Origin of the sequence: Ruegeria sp. HKCCE3926 (assembly GCF_017872515.1) — a bacterium.
Classification (GTDB): domain Bacteria; phylum Pseudomonadota; class Alphaproteobacteria; order Rhodobacterales; family Rhodobacteraceae; genus Ruegeria.
Genome location: NZ_JAEDOU010000001.1, coordinates 1,219,820 through 1,239,669, shown reverse-complemented (window position 1 = coordinate 1,239,669; position 19,850 = coordinate 1,219,820). Strand labels below are relative to the sequence as shown.

Sequence of the window (19,850 nt, the reverse complement as noted above, 5' to 3'; positions counted from 1 at the left end):
ACCCTCCTTATGAAATGCGAATGCGCGGGTTGAGGTAAACGTAGCCGATATCCGAGATCAGCTGCGTTATCAGAACCACGAAGACCGACACGACCGAGATCGCCAGCAGAAGCTGGATGTCGTTGTTGCCAGCGGCCTGAACCAGCGCCCAGCCGAAACCCTTGTAGTTGAACAGGGTTTCAACAATCACCACGCCGTTCAGCAGCCATGGGAACTGCAGCATGATAACCGTGAACGGCGCGATCAACGCGTTGCGCAAGGCGTGTTTCATGACGATGTTCGGGAACGAGACACCCTTCAGCCGTGCGGTCCGGATGTATTGCGCCGTCATCACTTCGGTCATCGAAGCGCGGGTCATCCGGGCGATATAGCCCATACCGTACAGCGCAATGGTAAGAACCGGCAGGAAGAAGTTTTCGAATGTCGGGTTCTCCATCGCTTGCGTCGCGGTTCCCTTGAACCATTTCAGCCCCACGGTGGACGAGGTGAAGATCGCGATGAAGATAACGCCCGATACGTATTCCGGTGTCGCTGTCGTGATGATTGAGAAGGTCGACAATGATCGATCCAGGGCTGATCCCTCTCGCATCCCGGCCAGTACACCAACGATCAGGGCGGAAGGCACCATCAGGACCAAAACCCAGAACATCAGGTAACCTGTGTTGCCCAAGCGCTTGCCAACGATGGTTCCGACTTCTTCCTTGAAAACGGTTGAGTATCCCCAATCGCCCTGAAGAACACCACAATATCTTGCCGTGTCCTCTGCAGTCGAACCGGGTCTTGTGCAGGTTCCCACGAACTGGCCATCTTCCAGTGTATTCTGGAACCCGGGCATCACGCCCAACCATTGGCCGTATTTAACGAGTGTCGGCTGCAAGTAGCCGCGGTTTTCCAACCAGGCTTCGACCTGCTCATCCGACATACGCTGGTTGCCCTGCGTTTTCGCCAGCTTTTCAAGGTTCGGGTATAGGTTGGTCAGGAAAAAGACGACGAATGTCAGACATAATGCCGTAAGCAGCATCACTCCGAACCGTCGTAGGATGAATAGTCCCATGGTGGCCCCTGTTGTTCAGGTATTCCGCAGATCATTGGACCATTTTCTGGCCTCGGACGTCCGACCCCGCGTCGGCAAGTCTGCGGCTGGAAAGGGGCGCCCGTGTCAGGCGCCCCTCGTGTGTGGATTGCAGTGCTTAGGCAGCCCAGCCCCACTTGTAGTGATGGTGTTCGAAGGTCACATGCATGTCGGTTCCAACAAGACCCTCTTTCATGTGGCGATAGAGCGAGCGCCAATAGGGCTGAATAGTAACCCCATCTTCCTGAAGCAGTGCTTCGCCACGCGCCATGACTTCGCGACGCTTGTCCGCGTCGGCAATGGCCAGCGCCTCTTCCAGAATGGCGTCAAACTCGGGGCTCGCATAGCCGAACTCGTTCCAGGCTTCGCCCGTACGATAAGCAAGCGCCCAAATCTGAACACCCAACGGACGCGGGTTCCAGTTGGTCGAGCTGAACGGGTACTTGGCCCAGTCGTTCCAGAAGGTATTGCCCGGCAGAACGGTCCGCTTGACCTTGATTCCGGCATCGCGCAGCTGCGCGGCAACGGCATCTGTGGTGTTGCGGCGCCAGTCATCGTCGATCGAGATGATCTCGTGCTCGAAATCTCCAAAACCGGCTTCGTCCATCAGCGCCTTGGCTGCCGCGGGATCAACCTTTTGCGGTGGAAGCTCGGCATATTCCGGATGCAACGGTGCTACGTGATGGTTTTCCGCCGGCGCTCCGCGACCGCCATAGCCCAGTTCCAGACAAACTGAATTGTCTACGGCCATCTGAAGGGCCTGCCGGACACGTTTGTCCGCATAAGGCTTTTGCCCGTCGATCTCGGCCAGCTGGTTGGGACGAATAACGATGGTCGCGGCGGTTACCACTTCTGACTTCACATAGCCAAGCCCGTCCATCACGTCGATGAATTCACCCACCGATTCATACAACATGTCGACTTCGTCGGATTCCAGCGCCGCCAACCAGGCAGAAGGGTCGGTTCCGTAGTCGATGTACTCGATACGGTCCAGGGCAGGGCGGCCGTACACTTCTTCACCCCACCAGGTGTGATCCGGGTTGCGAACCAGAACGGCTTTTACGCCAACCTCAAGTTCGTCCATCAGATAGGGGCCGGTTCCAACATTGTTCAGCAGGTCAGTCTCGCTGAACGAGCTATGAACAATCGCGCCGGGATAGTCGGCCATGCCCGGAATAAGGGTGATATCCGGCTTTGGCAGGTTCAGTTTGACCGTGGTTGCGTCGACGACTTCGATGACACCCTCACCGGCCTGACCGGTATCCGCGTCGATCAGGGTTGCAAAGCGGCCCGCCATCGAGTTGGTTTCCGAGCTCTTGTCGCACCAGCGCGCAATGTTGCGGGCAACGTCGTCAGCCGTGAAATCGTCGCCATTGTTCCACTTGACGCCCGGACGGACATTCAGAGTGTATTCGGTTGCGTCATCGTTGACTTCCCAGCTTTCCAGCAGCATGCCTCGGAACGATCCGTCCGAGTTGTACTCGACCAGATATTCCAGCGTGCCGCGCGTCACGTTTGCGATCTGCGACCAGTCATAAGTTCTGGGATCTTTGAGGGCGCGGACTTCCTGCTGGACACGCAGCGTGCCGCCTTCCTGCTTTGCTGTTTCGGCCAAAGCAGGTGTCGGCAATCCGATCATGCCATAGGCCGCTGCGGCAGTAACCCCAAGACTGGTTGCGCGCGTCATGAATTCCCTTCGGCTTAGCTTGCCGTCGCGGTATTCCTGAGCGTGCATCGCTGCCGCCCAGTGCACCTTGTCTTCGGTGGATACGGTATTCGTCATGGATGTCTCCCTGTGACACTGATTTTGTTGATTGATTATGGCTCTACGCGACCCGGTTTCTTACGGTCGCCAGAGTGAAGGATTTTGTTTCTTGGACTCTGTTCATCCCCATGTCGTTATTCGGCACCAGATTTCTAATAAGGTCAATGTTCGAAATCGTCATAAGTAGTACAAAAACGACATTCGCGATCCGTTGAAGTCGTGAAGACGCATTTCTTCCAGCAGCCCAAAACGATGCCGGTTTCCCCATTGTTTTCCCGGTTTGTTAAGGGAAACCGCAGTAAATCATTAAGTTCTCGTAAGCTTCGAGAGCTGGCGGGGCATCTTGCTTGTGCAATGTCAGACGTGCTGGGTATCACCTAGTGGGATCGACGTGATTCCAGGCCTTCATTCGGGCGCGAAACCAGGTGCGCTGACGCTTGGCGAATTGACGCGTCGCAATGGTTGCGCGCTCTCGCGCCTGATCCAAAGTCATCGCGCCGTCCAGATATGCCCTGAGTTCCGGCACGCCTATGGCCTTGCAGGACGGAAGGGTGGGATCGAACCGGTCCTGCATGGCACGCACTTCCTCGATCGCGCCCTGTTCCAGCATCTGGTCAAAGCGGCGTTCTATCCTGTTCAGCAGCCATGCTTTGTCAACGTCAAAAACGATCGGCAGGGTCTCGTTCAGCGGAAGTGCCGGTGGGGGCGTTTCGGCTTGCCACGACAACAGGCTGCGACCTGTGGCGCGCTGCACCTCCCATGCGCGTTGCACGCGGGCACGGTTGTGAATGTCCAGCTTTGCAAGCGTGTCTGCATCGACCCCCTCCAGAAGGTCTACCATGGGCATCTGATCGGCCTCGGCCCGAACTTCGGGTGGCGTCGCAGGAATTTGGGCCATGCCTTCGGTCAGGGCCGAGAAATACAATCCGGTCCCACCGACAATGATCGGGCGCTGGTGCCCCGTTAACAGAGGCAGGACCTCTCGCAGCCAATGGCCGGTAGAATAATCCTGATCATAGGCGACGTGCCCGTACAACAGATGCGGCGCGCGGGCTTCTTCCCGGGCGGACGGCCGGGCCGAGATGACGCGCCAGCAGTCATAAACCTGACTCGCATCCGCATTGACGATAACCCCGCCATGCCGTTCGGCGATCTCCAGAGCCAGTGCTGATTTCCCGGACGCCGTGGGCCCCGCGATCAGAACCGGCTTGTCGTCCGGAACAGGCGGCAGTTGCCGAAAAAGCAGGTCTGTTGATCGCCGGGTCATGCGCGGTTGCCTCTATCCTCACCAACCGCATTGAACCTGCGGAGCTTTTGCTTCATTTTGCGCCGGAAATTAACCCCGTGCCAGCCCGGAGCGCAACATGAGCCTTTCCCCTTCTTCTGAAACAGCCGAGACCCCGAAAACAAAGTACAATCGGGTCATGTTGAAAATCTCAGGCGAAGCTTTGATGGGGGATCAGGGATTCGGTTTGCACCCGCCAACCGTGCAACGCATCGCGCAGGAAGTGAAATCGGTTCACGATCTGGGCGTTGAGATTTGCATGGTCATCGGCGGTGGAAACATTTTTCGCGGCCTGAGCGGTTCAGCCCAAGGCATGGAACGGACAACGGCGGATTATATGGGCATGTTGGCCACGGTGATGAACGCGCTGGGGATGCAATCCGCACTGGAAGAGATCGGAGTGTTCACCCGCGTGATATCGGCCATTCGCATGGACGAGGTGTGCGAACCCTATATCCGCCGCCGGGCTGTTCGACACCTCGAGAAGAAGAGGGTCTGTATCTTCGCCGCCGGTACTGGCAACCCGTATTTCACGACAGACACCGCAGCCACCCTGCGCGCCAACGAAATGGCGTGCGAGGCGATCTTCATGGGCAAGAACGGAGTGGATGGCGTATATGACAAAGACCCAGCGGAACACGCTGACGCCGTACGCTATGATACCGTGACCTATGATGACGTGCTGGCCAAACGGTTGCGGGTCATGGATGCTTCGGCCATCGCGCTGGCACGCGACAACAATCTGCCCCTGATCGTCTTTGGGCTTGATGAGCCCGGCGGCTTCCGCGGAATTCTCGCGGGCGAGGGGACCTATACCAAGGTTCAGGGTTGAAGCCAAAGGAGTCGCCTGACAATTCCGCAAGCTTTCAAAGCCCCGGCATCGAGCCGGGGCTTTTTTGTTTTGCTTTCGCTTGACGGTTGTGAACGGCCCTGTCTAAGTATCGCTGTCCTTCCAAGACGAAGGGCTGCCCCGTGTTTCGTCGGCCAAAGGCCCAAGCACAGGCTGGGCTGGAAGACCTGCCATGATTTCTGAGATGTCCGGAAACATGCGCGGGCATCTCATTGATCTGACTGCACAACTAAGGAGCAATGAGGCATGAAATCTCTGGATATCGATTTCGTTCGGGCGCAGTTCCCGGCCTTTTCAGAACCCAGCCTGCAAGGGCAGGCGTTCTTCGAAAATGCAGGTGGGTCTTACACCTGCAAACCAGTAATCGACCGGCTGACGCGGTTCTACACGCAGCGCAAGGTTCAGCCTTACGCCCCATATGAGGCCAGCCGCCTTGCGGGTGCCGAAATGGACGAGGCGCGTGCGCGTATGGCTGCAATTCTGGGAGTCGACACGGATGAGTTGAGTTTTGGCCCTTCAACCACCCAGAACACCTATGTCCTGGCGCAGGCGTTCCGGCAATGGATGAAGCCCGGCGAGGCGATCGTCGTGACCAATCAGGATCACGAAGCCAACTCTGGCCCATGGCGTCGTCTGGTCGAGGCCGGGATAGAGGTGAGGGAATGGCAGATCGACCCCGAAACCGGGTCGCTGAACCCTCAGGATTTGGAAAACATGCTGGACGAAAAAGTGCGTCTGGTCTGTTTCCCGCATTGCTCAAATGTCGTTGGCGAGATCAATCCGGTCACCGAGATCACTGCTATTGCGCATGCGGCGGGTGCGTTTGTCTGCGTTGACGGCGTATCCTACGCCCCGCACGGATTTCCGAATGTTGGTGATCTGGGGCCGGATATCTATTTGTTTTCTGCCTACAAGACCTATGGCCCGCATCAGGGGTGCATGGTCATCCGCCGCACATTGGGTGCGCTGTTGCCCAACCAGGCGCATTATTTCAACGGTGACGTGCTTTACAAGCGGTTCACCCCGGCTGGCCCCGATCACGCGCAGATTGCGGCCAGTGCAGGCATGGTGGATTATGTTGAGCTGCTTTGCGCCCACCATGGCGGGCCCGAGACGGGCGCGGCGGAACAGGGCGTATTTGTCCACGATCTGATGCGATCACACGAAGTGTCGTTGCTGCAACCGGTTCTGGATGCGGTAAAGGATCGAAACGCTGTGCGCCTGATCGGTCCTTCCGATGCCAGCCGGCGCGCGCCCACCGTCGCGCTTTCGTTGAACCGTCCGGCTGAACCGGTTGCGGCGGAACTGGCGCAATACGGTGTCATGGCGGGTGGCGGAGACTTCTATGCGGTGCGCCCCTTGCAGGCGATGGGCGTCGACCCGGCGCAGGGTGTTTTGAGGGTCAGCTTCACTCATTACACCACGAAGCAGGATGTTGATCAGCTTTTGGAGGCTCTTGAGCGCGTTTTGTGATCCACTACTCTTGAGGGTGCGTAGAAATCAAAAAACCTCAAGGGCGTATTGTGAAGCAACAGCAGGCTCCGATCATTTTGTGGTTTCGACGGGACTTGCGTCTGTCGGACCACCCCGCGTTGACTGCGGCGGCCGAAAGTGGCCGTCCGGTCATACCTTTGTTTATTCATGACCATCTGGTCGAACAGATGGGGGCCGCGCCGAAGTGGCGGTTGGGCTTGGGGTTGGAGGCTTTCAAAGCGTCACTGGCCGATATGGGCAGCCGACTTATTTTCCGACGCGGCGCCGCGCTTGAACAGGTGCAGCAGGTTGTGGCCGAGACCGGCGCAACCTCCGTCTTCTGGTCCCGCGCTTACGATCCGGCCTCAATCGAACGTGACAGGAAGATCAAGTCTGTGCTTACAAAAGAAGGAGTGACGGCAAAGTCATTAGCCGGGCATCTTCTTTTCGAACCGTGGACCGTCGCCACCAAGTCGGGGCATCCATTCAGGGTCTACACACCCATGTGGCGTGCGGTTCAGGGGCGGGATGTACAATTTCCCAATGCGCGGGTTGCCGATTTGCAGGCCCCGGTGTCGTGGCCCGCTTCTGACAAATTGAGCGATTGGCAGATGGGGAATGCCATGAACAGGGGCGCGGCCGTCGTTCGCCCTCATGTAAAACCCGGCGAACAGGCCGCTCTGGATCATCTAGAGGCGTTTCTTGAGCGAATTTCTCACTATTCCAACAACCGGGACAGGTTGGATCAGGACGGAACGTCCAACCTGTCGGAATACCTGTCTTTGGGTGAAATTGGGCCGCGCACAGTCTGGCATATGGTCCAAAGGGCCGCATTGACCGGTACACCCGGTGCGGATGCCTATCTACGTCAACTCGTCTGGCGCGAGTTTGCCTATCACCTGATGTATCACACGCCCCAACTGGTGGCTTCCAATTGGAAGCCGGAATGGGACAGTTTTCCCTGGAATACTGATCCGGACCATCCCGAAGTCACTGCGTGGCGGCAGGCCAGAACTGGAATACCTGTTGTCGATGCCGGGCTGCGGCAAATGTATGTGACGGGTCGAATGCACAACCGGGCGAGGATGATTGTCGCAAGCTATCTGACCAAGCACCTGATGACTCATTGGAAAATAGGGATGACATGGTTCGAGGATTGCCTGATCGACTGGGATCCGGCCTGCAATGCCATGGGCTGGCAGTGGGTTGCTGGATCTGGGCCCGATGCATCCCCGTTTTTTCGGATTTTCAATCCCCAGACGCAAGCCGAAAAATTCGATCCTGACGGGAATTATACGCGTCGCTGGATCGCTGAAGGTTACACCGAACCCAGTCAATCCGCTTTGTCGTATTTTGATGCCGTCCCGCGTTCATGGGGGCTGCGTCCGGATGCGGATTACCCCAAACCCATAGTTGAATTGCCCGAAGGGCGGACCCGCGCGTTACGCGCATATGAAAGCCGAAAACCCCACTAAGGAACTGAAAACTTGCCAGAAACAATTTCGCCGCCTAGCTTTGTGGGCGTACCGCAGAGGGGAGAGCGGATGATCCTGACGACGACCGAAGGGCAAAAAGACCTGCCCAGATATTTCACCCAGGTCTTTAAAATGTTGAACCGGATGGAAACCGGGCGTCTTGATATCAGACTACCCGACGGTCGCACGTTTCGCGCAGAAGGCGCAAAGGCCGGGCCGGTGGCACAGGTCGATATTCACGACGACGATGTCTTTGCGCGCCTGATCCGCGAAGGAGAACTGGGTTTCTCCGATGCGTATCTGGACGGACATTGGAGTACACCCGATCTGCGATCTTTCATGGATCTTGTGCATCTTGGAACCGAGACCGTTTATGACGGGTTTACGGGCCAGTTTCTTGTTCAGGCCTATGAACGGCTGCGGTTCTGGCTGCACAGAAACAACAGGGCCCAAGCCAAGAAGAATATCTCGTATCACTACGATCTGGGTAACGAATTTTACAGTTCTTGGCTGGATGACACGATGACCTATTCCAGCGCGATTTTTGAGTCTGGGCAGGAAAGCCTCGAGAAGGCCCAGATCGCCAAATACGCAAGTCTTGTGGATGAGATGGGTGCCAAACCGGGTGACCATGTACTGGAGATCGGATGTGGCTGGGGCGGCTTCGCGGAATATGCCGCAAAGGAACGAGGTTTGCGTGTCACCGGCCTGACCATAAGTGAGGAGCAATTCAAGTACGCCAAGGAACGTATTGAAAAAGCTGGTCTATCAGATCGGGTTGAATTCAAGCTGCAAGACTATCGGGACGAACGCGGGGTCTATGACGGCATCGCTTCGATCGAAATGTTCGAGGCCGTGGGTCAGAAATACTGGCCGGTCTATTTCGAAACCGTTCGTGAGAGGTTGAAGCCCGGTGCCCAGGCAACCTTGCAAATCATCACGGTGGGTGATCATCGTTGGGATTTTTACAAGAACGGCGTTGATTTCATTCAGAAATATATCTTTCCCGGCGGGATGCTGCCGTCGCCGACCATCCTGCGTCAGCAGATCGATCAGGCCGGGTTGAAAGTCGTGCATTCGAAGGAATTCGGGAAAAGCTATGATCTGACTCTGCGCCGTTGGTATGAAACGTTCAACGACAAATGGGATCAGATCTCGGACATGGGGTTTGATGAGCGTTTCCGCCGCATGTGGAATTATTATTTGACTGCGTGCGGCGCGGCCTTTGACACGGGCAATTGCGATGTGACACAGATCACAATAGCAAAATCAAGTTAACTCACGGACCGTCACATGCCCACTGCCTCGCGTCTCGTCGCCGCCGTTTGTCTCGTCGTGCTGGCCTTTCTTGTTTCAAGCATGGTTATCGAAAACGGCGAAGAGGGTAAGGACTATGGCTACTTCACCTATGTGAACATGGCTCTTGGTGCGATCTGTGGTTGGAAAATCATGGGCAAGCGCGCTGGGCGTGGTTGGACCGCGGGCATAAACAACGGCCTGACCGGCGTTGCTTCGCTGATTTTCTGGGCACTGTTCGTGCAGGGGTGCTACCGCATGTTCGACCTTGCGATGCGCAATCGATATGGCGGCCCGTTCGAAGCTGTGATGGCGATTTTTTCGATCGGTATCGATTATGGCAAGCAGCTGATCTATCCCGAAATTCTGGTTACGCTTGCAATAGGCGCCGTTGTCGCCGGTCTGGCCACGGAACAGGCCAGTCGCAAATGGCGCTGAATCGTTTCGTCACGAGAGAGATTGAATTTGTCTGATTTGTTTTTCTATGGAACGTTGCGGTATCTGCCGCTGTTGCAGCGTGTCCTGGGCCGTCCGCTGAGCGAAATAACGTTTCACGCTGCCAAGCTGTGCGATCACGCGGTTCACGCGGTTCAGGGGCAGGATTTCCCGATGATCCTGCCCGCCAAGGGCGCCGCTGCCGAAGGTCTGCTGGTGCAGGGCCTGTCCTCCGATGATCTGGCCAGACTGGCTTATTACGAAGGATCGTTCGACTATGACCTGAAATCGTTGACGGTCATTCTGGAGGACGGGGGCGAAGCACAGGCGCAGGTCTTTTTTCCGACCCCGGGCGCGTGGCAACCCGGTGAGTTGTGGTCGTTGCAGGGCTGGGCGGACAAATTGGGCGAGGTTACGGCGCTCGCCGCCGAAGAAGAAATGGCCTATTTCGGCAAAGTCGATCCCAAAACCATGGCGCGCAGTGTCCGTGCCATTCAAACCCGTGCCTGGGCAAAGATCATGGCCAGGCAACGGCGAACCGGCGATCTGCGGAACATAGCCGAAGACGTAATCGTGCACCGGCACGAACGCGTTTACGTCGACTATTTCGGGATGGAGGAAATAGACCTTCAGCACCGGCAGCATGACGGCAGCATGGGTCCGGTGCTGCACCGGGGCGGTTTGATGCAGGGCAGCGCCGTGTCCGTTCTGCCCTATGACCCGATTCGCGACACCGTGCTTTTGGTCGAGCAGTTCAGACCGCCGGTGTTTTTGATCGATGATCCAGAGCCCTGGCTTTGGGAAGCGGTTGCCGGGATGATCGACCCCGGCGAAACGCCGGAACAGACGGCACATCGCGAAGCCATGGAGGAAGCCGGAGTTCGATTTGACAGGCTGGAATATGCGGGCGGGGCGTATTCCTCCAGCGGGTCGTCGACGGGTTTCATGTATCTCTATGTCGGGCTTGGCAACTTGACCCAGACAACCATCACCGGCGGTCTTGATATAGAAGGCGAAGATATTCGCAGTCGGATACTGCCGTTCGACGAGTTCATCGATATGACAGACCGTCATCTTTTCAAGGATTTGCAGCTGGTGTCTCTGGCTTACTGGCTGGCCCGCCATCGGGATCGTTTGCGCGCGTGACTATCGCGCTTGTGGTCCCGGCAGTGCGCCTGTAAATCTTCGAAGATACCAAATGACAAGAGGCGACCATGCGCATTGCACGAGATCTTGCTGACGCAGTAGGAAAAACACCGTTGATCCGGCTGCGCCGCATCAGCGAAGAGACTGGATGCGAGATTCTTGGCAAAGCCGAGTTCATGAACCCTGGGCAGTCGGTAAAGGATCGTGCTGCTCTTTTTATCATCAAAGATGCCATCGCGCGTGGGGATCTGAAACCGGGCGGCACCATCGTGGAAGGCACCGCTGGCAACACCGGTATTGGCCTGGCCCTGGTCGGTGCGTCGATGGGGTTCAAAACGGTTATCGTTATCCCCGAGACCCAATCGGAAGAGAAGAAGGATATGCTGCGTCTGGCGGGCGCACAGTTGGTTCAGGTACCCGCGGCCCCGTATCGCAACCCCAACAATTTCGTGCACTATTCCCGCCGTCTGGCCGAGGAACTGGCGCAGACAGAACCCAATGGCGCAATCTGGGCCAACCAGTTCGACAATGTGGCGAATCGCCAGGCACATGTGGAAACCACGGGGCCCGAGATCTGGGAGCAGACAGACGGCAAGGTTGACGGTTTCGTCAGCGCAGTCGGTTCGGGTGGGACATTGGCAGGCGTTGCCCAGGTTTTGCAACCCAAGGGCGTCAAGATCGGTCTTGCCGATCCCATGGGGGCTGGCCTGTATTCGTATTACACGACAGGCGAGATCGCGATGGAAGGTGGGTCGATCGCCGAAGGTATCGGGCAGGTGCGTATCACCAAAAACCTGGAAGGGTTCACGCCGGATTTTTCTTATCAGATCACCGATAACGAAGCGCTGCCCTACATCTTTGATCTTCTGCGCGAAGAAGGCCTGGTCATGGGCGGGTCGACCGCAATCAACATGGCAGGGGCGGTGCGCCTGGCCAAGGAAATGGGACCGGGTCATACCATTGTGACTATCCTGTGCGATTATGGCACAAGGTATCAATCCAAGCTGTTCAACCCCGAGTTCCTGCGTGAAAAAGAGCTTCCGGTTCCGGGTTGGATGACTGAGGCACCGCGCAGCATTCCCGGCGTTTTCGAGGACGTGTGATGCTTGGACGGGTCCGCCTGTTTCTGACCCTGCTATTCCTGTGCTTAGTCGGCTTTTCGAATAGCGCTGTCGCGCAGCTGACGCATCGGCAAAGTGAATATTACCAAGGTTGGGTGAAAACCGCGAACCGCGCCGAAGCCGTTATCGAGGCGAACCGCGCCTCTGACGCTGCGCTAGAGAATTTGCGCTCGGAAATAAGTGGTTACAGGGAGGACTTCAATCGGGCTCGTGGGGCAAATACCGACCGCATTACGACGCTGGAAAGCCAGTTAAAAGCGTTGGGTCCCAAACCCGAAGGGGACACGACCGAGCCTGAAGACATAGCCAAACTTCGCACGCATCTTGAGGATCAGCTCAACAGTCTGCGTGTGCCGCGCATCATATCCGAAGAGGCGTATAGCCGTGCGAACGGGCTGATCAGCGAAATTGATCAGATCATTCGCGCGCGGCAGAAAAAAGAGTTCTTCGAACAGGGCCCGTCACCGATCAACCCGGCGCATTGGGGACCGGCATGGGTGGATGTCAAAGAGGCCGTTCAAAGCCTGGCAAATGAAACGATCACGAACTTGCGTTCAGATGTCGTGCGCGAACAAATTCGCGCTCGTGGTCTCGCAATCTTCATACTTCTGATCATTTCAGCCGTGCTGCTGATCTTTGGAAAACGGTGGTCCGAACTTGGAGGCGACTACCTGAGGTTGCTCGGCGGGGCCGGGACGGGGGTCTGGTCGTTCGTAATCTCACTGCTGCGAATTCTGTTGCCATGGATCGGTGTGGTGGCCGTGGTCACGGCAATCAGCCTCACCGGCGTTCCCGGTCTGCGGGGCAGCCTTTTGCTTCAGAATGTTCCGTATTGGGCAGCGATCGTGTTTTTCTATGACTGGATTGGTCGCCAGGTTTACGTGATCGGCGCGTCGCAAGGGTTCAAACGTCTGTCCGCTGCGCGCATCACCGAACTGCGCGTGTATATCGATCTGCTCGCCCTGGTGCTGGTTCTGCACGAATTGGTGTTGCTGTTCGGACGGGTCGAAAACATCTCCGACGCGACCCGTGCCGTGGTCAGTTTCCCGGTCATTGTCGCAACGGCTTTGTTGTTGTTGCGAATACGTCAGATTCGAACCAATGACGGGCCACCGGATCAGGCTGCCTCGACCCGTTCCGCGGGGTTCAGCCAATTGGTCGAATTCCTGCGCCGGGCTTTGTTCCTTTTGGGCATCGTGTCTCCCTTGCTGGCGATTTTCGGATACACCAATGCGGCCGAAGCCATCGTGTTTCCTGCCGTCAAGACATTGGTACTGATCGGGGCCTTGGTCATCCTGCAACGGTTCATCAGTCAGATTTACGGCTGGGTCACCGGGCAGGGCGAAGCCGCGGGGGATTCGCTTTTTTCCGTACTGGTCGGGTTTGCATTGGCCATCTTGGCGCTTCCCATTCTGGCGATCTATTGGGGTGCGCGGGAAACCGATCTGCTGGAAGCATGGTCGCGCCTGCTGCTTGGTTTTGATATCGGTGGCGTCACAATTTCGCCCAGCAACTTTCTGACCTTTGTTGCCGTGTTTGCAATCGGTTATACGCTGACGCGTCTGTTGCAAAGCGGGCTGCGCAATTCGCTTCTGCCGAAAACCAACATCGATCCGGGTGGCCAAAACGCGATTGTCGCGGGTTCGGGATACGTTGGCATATTTCTTGCCGCGTTGGTCGCAATCATGGTGGCCGGATTTGATCTGTCATCGCTGGCGATCGTCGCTGGCGCGCTGTCTGTTGGCATCGGCTTTGGTTTGCAGACAATCGTGTCGAACTTCGTTTCTGGCATCATCCTTTTGGTCGAGCGTCCGATTTCCAAGGGGGATTGGATCGATGTGAATGGCATGATGGGATATGTTAAGGACATTTCCGTTCGTTCGACCCGGGTCGAGACGTTCGACAGGACGGATGTTATCGTTCCTAACTCTGACCTGATCAGCGGTGTTGTAACAAACTATACCCGCGGCAACACGATCGGGCGGGTGATCGTTCCGGTGGGTGTTGCATACGGAACTGACACGCGCCAGGTCGAAACCATTCTGGGCGAAATCGCCAACAACCATCCGATGGTTTTGGCCAACCCGGCGCCAAGCGTTGTGTTCCAGGGGTTCGGCGCAGATTCCTTGGACTTCGAAATACGGGCGATCCTGCGGGATGTGAATTGGGCTCTGTCGGTAAAATCTGACATGAACCACGAAATCAACCGCAGATTCTCGGAAGCAGGGATCGAGATCCCGTTCGCTCAACGTGATGTCTGGTTGCGAAATCCCGAAACCCTGCGGGCATCTAACCCGAGCAAGCAGGAGCCTTCTGTTTCTGTGCAGGATGAGCCACGCAAAGTCGCAGAGACTCCGGCGGATTTGACCGAGGCGGATATGGACCTGGGTGCCAGTGATGAGACATGATTGGCCCAAACGCGGCACGTGTTGACCGTTGATCACCCCTCGGTGGGCGCATTGATTAAATTGCGCTATTCCCCTGAATTCGTCGAATTGAGGCCTTGCAAATCCGACAGCATTCGTCCAAATATCGCCGGCACGGAGAGGTGGCCGAGTGGTCGAAGGCGCACGCCTGGAAAGTGTGTAGGCGGGAAACCGTCTCCAGGGTTCGAATCCCTGTCTCTCCGCCACTTACCAATCGCGAACCCGATATCAGGTCCCTAGCGGGGCCTTTTTCTTTTTGTCTCAAAAGGGTTTAACGATGGCACTCGACTTTCAGAGAATGGCCCTCGGGCCTACAGGCGCACGCCGCGACGTGGATGGCGGAAACGGTCCTGCGCGATGTTTCCGACGCGAAGGAAGAAGTGCTGCTCCAATGGGATGAGCGTCTGGCTGCCGTTTGCGCTCAGTATCACACCTATCCGCAGCGCCTGCTCCGGATACCGACCAGCACGGAAGAGTGCCTGATCAGACAGCAAGACCTCGGCGTCGAGCGATATATCTGGCGCACTGGGGATGATGCCAGGGCCCGCGCCAGCCATGCGATGAAACGATGCTCCGGCAGTTCCTCGGGTGTCGAAAGCGCCCCGTGCTGGCTACCGCATGACGAACGGGTTCGACATTGGCTGTTCCGACGTATTCAGCCAGACGGTTTTGGTCCTTGTGTAATCGTGAATGGCCTCGATCCCGGCTTCTCTGCCATAGCCGGATTGATTGTAGCCTCCAAACGGAGCGATCGGGGACACTGCGCGATACGTGTTGATCCAACAAATTCCCGATTTCAGGCGGGATGAAACCCGATGGGCGCGGGCGACATTTTCAGTGAAAACGCCGGATCCAAGCCCGAACTGCGAGTCGTTGGCCAATGCGATCGCTTCTTCTTCCGTATCGAATGGCAGCAGAGACATCACGGGGCCGAACATTTCGACCTTCAGCGTCTCGGTCTCTGGACTCGAACATTCCACCAGCGTAGGGGCCATGAAGTTGCCCGGCCGGTCCAGAGGGTTTCCCCCGAAGCGGATGCGTGCGCCTTGTTCTGTGGCTTTCGCCAAAGTCGCCTGAATTCTGTCCACCTGAGCTGTGGTGCAAAGCGGGCCAATATGGGTGGCCGCTTCCAATGGGTCGCCGATTGCGACGCCCTTCATCTTCTGTTCGATCTTGTCAACAAGCGCATCCAGTATCGGGCGATGTATCAACCCGCGCGAGCCGGCCACGCAGCTTTGACCCGAGGCGCCGAAGTTTCCCGCAATCAAACCATTGGCCGCGCCATCCAGATTGGCATCATCAAAAACGATGATCGGGGATTTCCCGCCCAGTTCCAAAGTAGTCACCGCAAAGTTCTCAGCCGAATTGCGCACGACATGGCGCGCTGTTTCCGGGCCGCCGGTGAATGCGATCCGGTCCACGTCCGGGTGACGCGTAAGCGGGATGGCGCAGTTTTCGGCATCCCCCGTAATGACAGAGACGACACCGGGCGGAAAGCCGGCTTCATCGATCAGCCGTGCGAACTCCAGCATCGGAGCGGGTGCAATTTCAGAGGCCTTCAGCACGACCGAACAGCCTGCTGCTATCGCGGGGCCAAGCTTGGTCGCGGTCAGGAACATTTGTGCGTTCCAGGGGACGATAGCGACCACCACACCAATCGGTTCGCGTTTGGTAAAGACGTGCATGTCCGGTTTGTCGATCGGAAGAACCGCCCCTTCGATTTTGTCCGCAAGCCCTGCATAATATCGATAATAGTCACCGACATAAGCTGTTTGGCTTGCGGTTTCGGCAAGCAGCTTGCCGCTGTCTGTGGTCTCAAGCTGGCCCAGGTGTCCGGCGTTTTCCTCGATCAGCTGGGCAAGTTTGAACAACAGTTTGCCGCGTGCGGTTTGCGTCATGTCGCGCCACGCGGGATCATCAAGTGACCGTCGCGCGGCGGACACGGCGCGGTCAACGTCTTCGGATGCGGCACAGGCGAAACTGGACCAGTCTTGGCCCGTCGCCGGGTTTTGCGAATGCATCACTTGCCCGCGCGCCCCTTCGGTCCACGCGCCGTCGATGTAAAGCTGGAAATGTGGTTTCTGATGCATCATCGATCCTCACTGAAACTTTGGCATGACGTCGTCGATGAAACGGGCCAGCGATGCGCGTTTGCGTTCGAAACTCATACCGCTGTCTATCCAGAACGAATACTCATCATAGCCCAGATCTTCATAACGTTTCAGACGTTCCGTGACCCCATCCGGGGTTCCGACAGTCAGATCGCGCGCCAGGTTTTCCGGTGCCATCATCGTGTTGGCCGCCATCTCTTTGTCCGTCAACGTCTGGATCAAGCCCTGCCGGACCGGCCGCTTGTTTTGAAACCAGGCCCCGAAGTAGTTGTAGAAGCGCGACAATTCCCGAGCGGCCTGACCCAGATCATCATCGTCGCTGCCAACGTAAGTGTGATGTAGCAGCATGATCTTGGGGCGCGGCCCCTCATGGTTTGCGCATGCATCTTCAAAGCGGCCCATCAGCGTTTCAATCTCATGCATGCCCTGCCAGAGCGGTGTGACCTGAATGTTAAAGCCGTTCTGCACACCGAATTCATGACTGTTCGGATCCCGCGCCGCGATCCAGATGGGCGGCCCGCCGGGTTGCACGGGTTTGGGGGCCGAGGTGGTGGCAGGGAATTTGAAATATTCTCCATCATGGGCACAGTCACCCTCCCACAGCCGGGGCAAAAGTGGCGCGATTTCTCGCATGCGCTGGCCAGCATCCCATGCATCCATTCCCGGCATCATCCGTTCATATTCATACGAATAGGCGCCGCGGGCGATGCCCAGCTCGATACGGCCGCCTGTCATCAGGTCTGCCGCAGCCGTTTCGCCCGCCAGTTTGATCGGATGCCAGAACGGTGCAACAACTGTACCCGTGCCAAGCCGTACGTTCTTGGTGTGATGTGCGATATCCACCAAAGACATCAAAGGGTTGGGCGCGATCGTAAAGTCCATCCCGTGGTGCTCGCCGGTCCAGACGGCACGCATTCCCGCCTCATCGGCCATTTTACACAGCGCGATGAACTCTTCATACAGCTTCTCATGGGGTTGATCGGGGCTCAGCCGTTCCATGTGTGCAAAAAGGGAAAACTCCATCCATCAGGTCCTTTCAGAAAAGCTGTGCACGTCGCCTAGCTGCGCACTGCCCAGATACAGTGAGAAGTCGCGGGTCCGGCTTTCCAGCGCGAAACGGGAAATCATGGTGGTGATTGGCGTCGTCGTGTAGGAAAGGGTTGCCAGGTCTTCAATCGCGACGGCCTCAAGCTTGCCGTGTTTGGGAAGTTCCGGCGCATTGCCCAATATGTAGACATGATGCGCTGTGGCATCGTCATAGACCGAGTAGACGACGCCAAGACGTGCGTCGATGCCACGATCATGCAGATCCTGCCACAGGCTGTCGCGCAACTGTCGCCGGTCGGACAATGTGACCTGCGGCGGCCTGAAACCGGCATCCGTTTTCTCAAGCAGCACGCGGCCTTCGTGTTCGATGATTGCGCCACAGACGATCCTGCGCCCCGTCGGTTCAAGTGCGCCGCGTTCCAGGCCAAGGCTGAAGTACTGCCCGTTCGCGTAGCCCAGCGCCGGGTGGTCGTTGTGGGAATAGGCTTCGACTTGTCCGATCAGAACGCAATGGTCTCCTGCCTCGATCACTTGGTGGGTCCGGCAGGAAAATGTTGCGACCGCGCCGTTGATCAAAGGGATCTCTCGCGCGTCGAGATCATGGTCGGTTTTGGCGAACCGGTCACCTTTGAAGCCGGCGAAGGTATTGGACACATCCTCTTGCCCCTCGGCCAGAACACTCACCGTGAAATGGGTGCAGGTCGAGAATTCGCCGTATGAAGACAAGTTCTTGCCGGGGCAGACGATCAACAGCGGCGGGTCGAGCGAAACCGAAGTGAAGGAGTTTGCCGTGAAGCCCAGGGCCATGCCAGAGGCGCTGCGCGTGGTAACGACGGTCACGCCGGTCATGAATTTGCCGAATGCCCGCCGAAGGTCGCGGGGATCAAGTTCGGTCATGATTGCACCTCGCTTTGAAAGCTGGAAATGGCAGCGTTGACCTGATTTGCATGGGTCATCGGCATCATATGGGCCGCCCCATCGATGATCAGCGCGCGGCCGTTCGGGGTGACTTCGGCCATTTTGTGCGACATGTCTGGGGTGGAGTTCGGCTCCTGACTGCCGGTTATGAACAGCGCGGGGCAGGCGAGTTTCTCCAGCGCGTCGCGCCGCGGAGTTCGGCTTTGGGCAAAAACCGAATAGGCCAGCTTGTAAGCAGCCGGATCCATGGCCGTCAGCCATTCGCGGCAGGCATCACGTTCAGGCGAACCGATGTCACCAAACCACCGGCGCAGCGTGCTGGTTGGATCAACCGGTGTTTCCCCATCCAGCCCCGCCGCTCGTTCCTGAACCGCCAGCGCGGCCTTTGCGCCGCGTTCAAAAACGGTATTCGTTGCCACGACGCCGCAAATCCGGTCGGGCGCCTTGGTGGCAAGGTCCAACGCGATCATTGCGCCCATCGAGTGGCCGACAACAAGGACGGGCCCTTTCAGATCGCGAAGCACGTTGTGTGCAGCATCACTGTATTCCGACAGTTCCGTGCCGAAAAAACTTAGTGGGCTTTCTCCGTGACCGGGCATGTCCGGCGCTGTCAGTCGAGCTACAGACGCCAAACCGTCCAACTGCGCACCCCAGGCTTCGGCCCGCAGGCCAACCCCGTGCAGCAACAGGATGTCCGGACCTGTGCCTGCCTGGATGGCGGCCAGCCCGCCGATTTCAGACCGCGGCCGGGTTGTCCACGTCATGACCCAAATCCTTGAGATCCTGATACCGGTCGCCGATACGGTGATGCGGTCTGCCCGATGTTGCCGCCCCCAGTACCACCACAATTTCGTCGTCGCGCGGTGCGTCCGGGATCGAGAATTGAACGGTCAGGTAGTGAGACCGCCGCCCGGCATCGTTTTTGTCCATCAATGGCACCATGATCGGCGCATTTGCGGGGCCGCGCGTATTCGTGAAAGCCAGATAGGATTTTGCGCTGACCGCCTGGCGGTAGTGGTTGCCGAACCGAAGGGTGTGAATAATGCCCGAGGCGTGCTCGACCTCGCCATTCAATCCGACGACGGCTGCCTTGCCATAGGCTTCGATTGTGTCGCCACTGCCGGCCAACGCGATCATGCGGTCCGTAATCATCTTTCCCAGTATGGGGCCATATGCGTGGATTTCCGGTTTGAGGTCTTCGACATATCGACCCGCCCAGGGATTGGTAATCACTGCGGCCACGGCGAACATGCGCCATGGGATTTCCGCAGGGCGAAATCCCTCGACAAGAACTTCCTCGTCGTAGGTTACAATCTTGCGTATTTCCGGCTTCATCACACCTCTCCTGTCGCGCTGGGAAAAGGTAGAAACGGGTGTGATTTTTGACAAATGATTGAATTATGTGCTTTTGCATTAAAAAGATTAATGGC

At 57.3% G+C, this 19,850-nt stretch carries 16 protein-coding genes and 1 tRNA gene; 9 read left to right on the top strand and 8 right to left on the bottom strand.

Features of this window, described 5'->3' with window-relative positions; all coding sequences use genetic code 11:
* Window positions 1-7: 7 nt before the first annotated feature.
* The 3 genes from I9184_RS06285 to miaA all read right to left on the bottom strand — a co-directional run bounded on the left by I9184_RS06285 (window position 8) and on the right by miaA (window position 4,104).
* Window positions 8-1,054 (bottom strand): ABC transporter permease, encoded by a 1,047-nt coding sequence (locus I9184_RS06285; protein WP_152457770.1) that lies wholly within the window; start codon window positions 1,052-1,054, stop codon window positions 8-10.
* 136 nt (window positions 1,055-1,190) lie between these two features.
* Window positions 1,191-2,855, bottom strand: a complete 1,665-nt coding sequence (locus I9184_RS06280) for an ABC transporter substrate-binding protein (protein WP_171723401.1) — start codon at window positions 2,853-2,855, stop codon at window positions 1,191-1,193.
* Between the two features lie 355 nt (window positions 2,856-3,210).
* Window positions 3,211-4,104: a tRNA (adenosine(37)-N6)-dimethylallyltransferase MiaA gene (gene miaA / locus I9184_RS06275; protein WP_209833307.1), complete on the bottom strand. Its 894-nt coding sequence runs from the start codon at window positions 4,102-4,104 to the stop codon at window positions 3,211-3,213.
* A gap of 97 nt (window positions 4,105-4,201) precedes the next feature.
* Here miaA and pyrH point away from each other — a divergent pair, with 97 nt between their 5' ends.
* The 9 genes from pyrH (at window position 4,202) to I9184_RS06230 (ending at window position 14,550) form a co-directional block, all read left to right on the top strand.
* Window positions 4,202-4,954, top strand: coding sequence for a UMP kinase (gene pyrH / locus I9184_RS06270; RefSeq protein WP_152457773.1), 753 nt, complete (start codon window positions 4,202-4,204; stop codon window positions 4,952-4,954).
* Window positions 4,955-5,218: 264 nt separating this feature from the next.
* Window positions 5,219-6,445, top strand: a complete 1,227-nt coding sequence (locus tag I9184_RS06265) for an aminotransferase class V-fold PLP-dependent enzyme (protein ID WP_209833306.1) — start codon at window positions 5,219-5,221, stop codon at window positions 6,443-6,445.
* 50 nt (window positions 6,446-6,495) lie between these two features.
* Entirely contained in the window at window positions 6,496-7,920 is a 1,425-nt protein-coding gene (locus tag I9184_RS06260) for a deoxyribodipyrimidine photo-lyase (RefSeq protein WP_209833304.1), read from the top strand.
* A gap of 69 nt (window positions 7,921-7,989) precedes the next feature.
* The gene (locus I9184_RS06255) at window positions 7,990-9,198 is read left to right on the top strand and encodes a cyclopropane-fatty-acyl-phospholipid synthase family protein (protein WP_209833302.1); all 1,209 of its coding nucleotides are present in this window, start codon (window positions 7,990-7,992) and stop codon (window positions 9,196-9,198) included.
* A gap of 15 nt (window positions 9,199-9,213) precedes the next feature.
* Complete coding sequence (locus tag I9184_RS06250; protein ID WP_209833300.1) at window positions 9,214-9,654, top strand: TrgA family protein; 441 nt, start codon at window positions 9,214-9,216, stop codon at window positions 9,652-9,654.
* A gap of 27 nt (window positions 9,655-9,681) precedes the next feature.
* Complete coding sequence (locus I9184_RS06245; protein WP_209833298.1) at window positions 9,682-10,797, top strand: NUDIX domain-containing protein; 1,116 nt, start codon at window positions 9,682-9,684, stop codon at window positions 10,795-10,797.
* Window positions 10,798-10,865: 68 nt separating this feature from the next.
* Window positions 10,866-11,900, top strand: coding sequence for a cysteine synthase A (locus I9184_RS06240; protein WP_209833296.1), 1,035 nt, complete (start codon window positions 10,866-10,868; stop codon window positions 11,898-11,900).
* Complete coding sequence (locus I9184_RS06235; protein ID WP_209833294.1) at window positions 11,900-14,326, top strand: DUF3772 domain-containing protein; 2,427 nt, start codon at window positions 11,900-11,902, stop codon at window positions 14,324-14,326. Before I9184_RS06240 ends, I9184_RS06235 begins: the two co-directional genes overlap by 1 nt.
* Window positions 14,327-14,460: 134 nt before the next feature.
* Window positions 14,461-14,550: transfer RNA gene (locus I9184_RS06230), tRNA-Ser, on the top strand.
* A 405-nt stretch (window positions 14,551-14,955) separates the two neighbouring features.
* Here I9184_RS06230 and I9184_RS06225 read toward each other — a convergent pair.
* Genes I9184_RS06225 through I9184_RS06205 form a run of 5 tightly spaced genes read right to left on the bottom strand, consistent with a single transcriptional unit; the run spans window position 14,956 to window position 19,755 of the window.
* The gene (locus tag I9184_RS06225) at window positions 14,956-16,434 is read right to left on the bottom strand and encodes an aldehyde dehydrogenase (protein WP_209833722.1); all 1,479 of its coding nucleotides are present in this window, start codon (window positions 16,432-16,434) and stop codon (window positions 14,956-14,958) included.
* A 9-nt stretch (window positions 16,435-16,443) separates the two neighbouring features.
* Window positions 16,444-17,478 carry an LLM class flavin-dependent oxidoreductase gene (locus tag I9184_RS06220; protein ID WP_209833292.1) on the bottom strand — a complete coding sequence of 345 codons (1,035 nt, stop codon included), beginning with the start codon at window positions 17,476-17,478 and terminating at the stop codon, window positions 16,444-16,446.
* 3 nt (window positions 17,479-17,481) lie between these two features.
* On the bottom strand, window positions 17,482-18,399 hold the full coding sequence (locus I9184_RS06215) for a flavin reductase family protein (protein WP_209833290.1): 918 nt from the start codon (window positions 18,397-18,399) through the stop codon (window positions 17,482-17,484).
* A complete protein-coding gene (locus I9184_RS06210; protein ID WP_209833288.1) occupies window positions 18,396-19,184 on the bottom strand; it encodes an alpha/beta hydrolase in 789 nt (262 codons plus the stop codon). Before I9184_RS06210 ends, I9184_RS06215 begins: the two co-directional genes overlap by 4 nt.
* The gene (locus I9184_RS06205) at window positions 19,156-19,755 is read right to left on the bottom strand and encodes an amino acid synthesis family protein (RefSeq protein WP_209833286.1); all 600 of its coding nucleotides are present in this window, start codon (window positions 19,753-19,755) and stop codon (window positions 19,156-19,158) included. The genes I9184_RS06210 and I9184_RS06205 overlap by 29 nt, the downstream gene beginning before the upstream one ends.
* Window positions 19,756-19,850: the final 95 nt, after the last annotated feature.